This is a genomic window from Psychrobacillus sp. (assembly GCF_056205495.1).
Genome location: NZ_JBAEAP010000186.1, coordinates 1 through 2,522, shown reverse-complemented (window position 1 = coordinate 2,522; position 2,522 = coordinate 1). Strand labels below are relative to the sequence as shown.

Sequence of the window (2,522 nt, the reverse complement as noted above, 5' to 3'; positions counted from 1 at the left end):
AGGACTGCTCTTAATGACAGTCCTCTTCTACTTTCTTACCATAATAAGAAAAACAGAGGTGTTATATTTGTCGCAAGAAAACGAAATTCTGGAATTAAAAGAGAAAGTCGCTTACTATGAACGAATTATAAAAGCAATGTCCACCCCAATCATTCCATCTATTGTGCCTAAAACAATTTTGATGCCGATTGCCGGCTATATGTATAAGGAACGCTTTGAAAATATTGAGACGGAAACACTACAATATATTGGCGAGCATAAAGAAGTAGAACACGCTATTTTCGATTTTACCGGGGTAACTGTGGAGCATATTGAGGAATTCGATTACAATGAATTGGCCATTTCTATATCCCGACTGAATAGCTCTCTTCGTTTAATGGGAATCCGTCCAATCTATGTTGGCTTTAACCCAAAATTTATTCGAGAAATTGTCCATGCAGATCTACATGTTAATATCGAAACATATAAAAATTTCCGAGAAGCATTGAGCCGCCTACTGCAAGAATCCAATAAAACAATCGCTTCTAAATAAAAAAAGGATTAGGGATTTCTCCTAAACCTTTTTTCTAGCGACAAAGGAAACGAGAAATTGTTCTCGCATCTCCCTTTGTCTTTTTTATCATGTTAACTTAAAAATTTGTCATGCAAATCGGTGCTTTTCTTGGCTTAAACCAGTCATCTAAATCCTCTGGGCTACACCCCTTCACTACTACCTCACCATAGCTATCCAAATCCTTAATCGATACACAGCCCATCCACCATGCACTTAAATCTTTAATTCCTATTTCGATGTTCAACTGACCGATATCCTCTCCTACTTTTTCAATAAACCATTCTTCACCCAAAAATGAAAGCTTATAAAAGCCGGACTGCTCCTCGATAAAGGTGTCTTCAACCTTCACAATAATTTCTGGTTGGCCGGCTGGCTTGCGAAGTGCTTGAAAGTGCATCTGCTTAAAAAAGAGTGGTATATCTGAAATCCGGTACATTAAACCTGAGCCGGTGGTAGCCACCTCATGATAAACACTAGGAATTAAATGATTAGAGTCATTTGGTGGATTGTTTAAGCTATAGACAAAAGCTGGATTATTCGTTCCATATATTATTCGATCTACTTGATCCTGCTGGGAATGAACCCATGCCTCTAGCTGCTTAAAGCCCTTCTGATTACTCCATACCCACTCATGAATGATCATATTTTGATGCAGGAAGTGACTATCCTTCACTGGCTGAAGGGTAAAAGCCAATGCTCCAATCAGCTTGCCGTCTTCTCTGACCCCCACGTAACGAGATGCTGCATTTTTAATATGCTGACGCTCACTCCAAGTCCGCTTGATCATACCATGATTCATTTGGGCGAAGTTGTTATATAAGACTGTAATTTCTTCTACATCTGTAGGAGATAACAGCTCTACAAGGTCCTTCTGTCCATTACTATTTAAAGCACCTGGTTTTATCCTAAACTCGTACTTTAATGGTCCGTAGCCATAGCCCATTTTGCGGTAAAAACTAGAGCTAAAAGGATATAGAGCAACAAGTGCAACATTTTCCTTTCTTGCCTCTTGGTGAAAATGGTTCAACAGCTCAAAAGCGACCTTTTCCTTCTTATGTAAAATATGTACTGCCACCATGCCTATCCCAAATAGACGTTGAAACTCACCATTAATATTACATTCAAAATCACTTCGTCGGTAGATTCCTACTAATTCTTCTTTTGCGTTAAAGCTTCCATAGAAAAGAATGCCGTTTTCTTCCCTTTGCTCTCGTTTCAGTCTTTCCTCATATTCCTTCTTCTTTTCCTCTGACTGAATGCCCATTCCTGGATATGCCATAGACGCTAGGTCAGCTGCTGCCTCAAAATCCTTTTCCTCTAGTACTCTAATCAAACCATCCATCCCCTTAGTAATTAAATTAGAATTGCTATTTATATAAAAAACACGAACAATAATTGATTTTAGCTACTGGAAACCGTTCTGCTAACGACTGATACACAAGTCTTATTTCTACGCCTTGTCTCTCATGCCGCATTCAATCATAATTGTTCGTGTTTAAAATGGAAAACATTATTTAGGAAATTAACTTAATTTAATGCTTTTAGTAAAAACTTTTAGGGTAATATAAACGTACTATATATAGTAACCAGAAAGGAGAATTAACTTGAAAATCCAGTTGCCGGTTAAAGGTTTTTCTCAGTACGATGCTTCCATTAATCCAAAGCTACAATCTTCTGCATGTGGACCGGTCACAGTATACGTGCTCCTAAACTATCTTTTACCGAACCACTCCTACTTTCCTAACGATTTGTATAAACATTTAAAAGGAACAAAAATCGGGTTGTTTACATATCGATTTATTAGGCATTTAAGAAAGCTTCTTGGTCCTGGTTGGACAATCCAAAAATGCTCCATAGAGGAGTCGTTAGGTGAGCTACAACAAGGTAGACCAGTGGCATTAAAGTTTGATAAATATTTTTCTTTTAAATGGAAACAGAAATTCTCTTTTTCCTACCACTGGGTACCATT

3 protein-coding genes are annotated in these 2,522 nt (G+C 37.8%); 2 read left to right on the top strand and 1 reads right to left on the bottom strand.

The annotated features are described in order from the left end of the window. Positions 1 to 532, top strand: a 532-nt coding sequence (locus AC06OU_RS05560; RefSeq protein WP_475854507.1) for an STAS domain-containing protein, incomplete at its 5' end; no start/stop codon positions are given. Between the two features lie 97 nt (positions 533 to 629). Here AC06OU_RS05560 and AC06OU_RS05555 read toward each other — a convergent pair. Further along, positions 630 to 1,886, bottom strand: coding sequence for a GNAT family N-acetyltransferase (locus tag AC06OU_RS05555; RefSeq protein WP_475854505.1), 1,257 nt, complete (start codon positions 1,884 to 1,886; stop codon positions 630 to 632). 271 nt (positions 1,887 to 2,157) lie between these two features. Here AC06OU_RS05555 and AC06OU_RS05550 point away from each other — a divergent pair. Next, on the top strand, positions 2,158 to 2,522 hold a 365-nt coding region (locus AC06OU_RS05550), incomplete at its 3' end, for a C39 family peptidase (protein ID WP_475854503.1).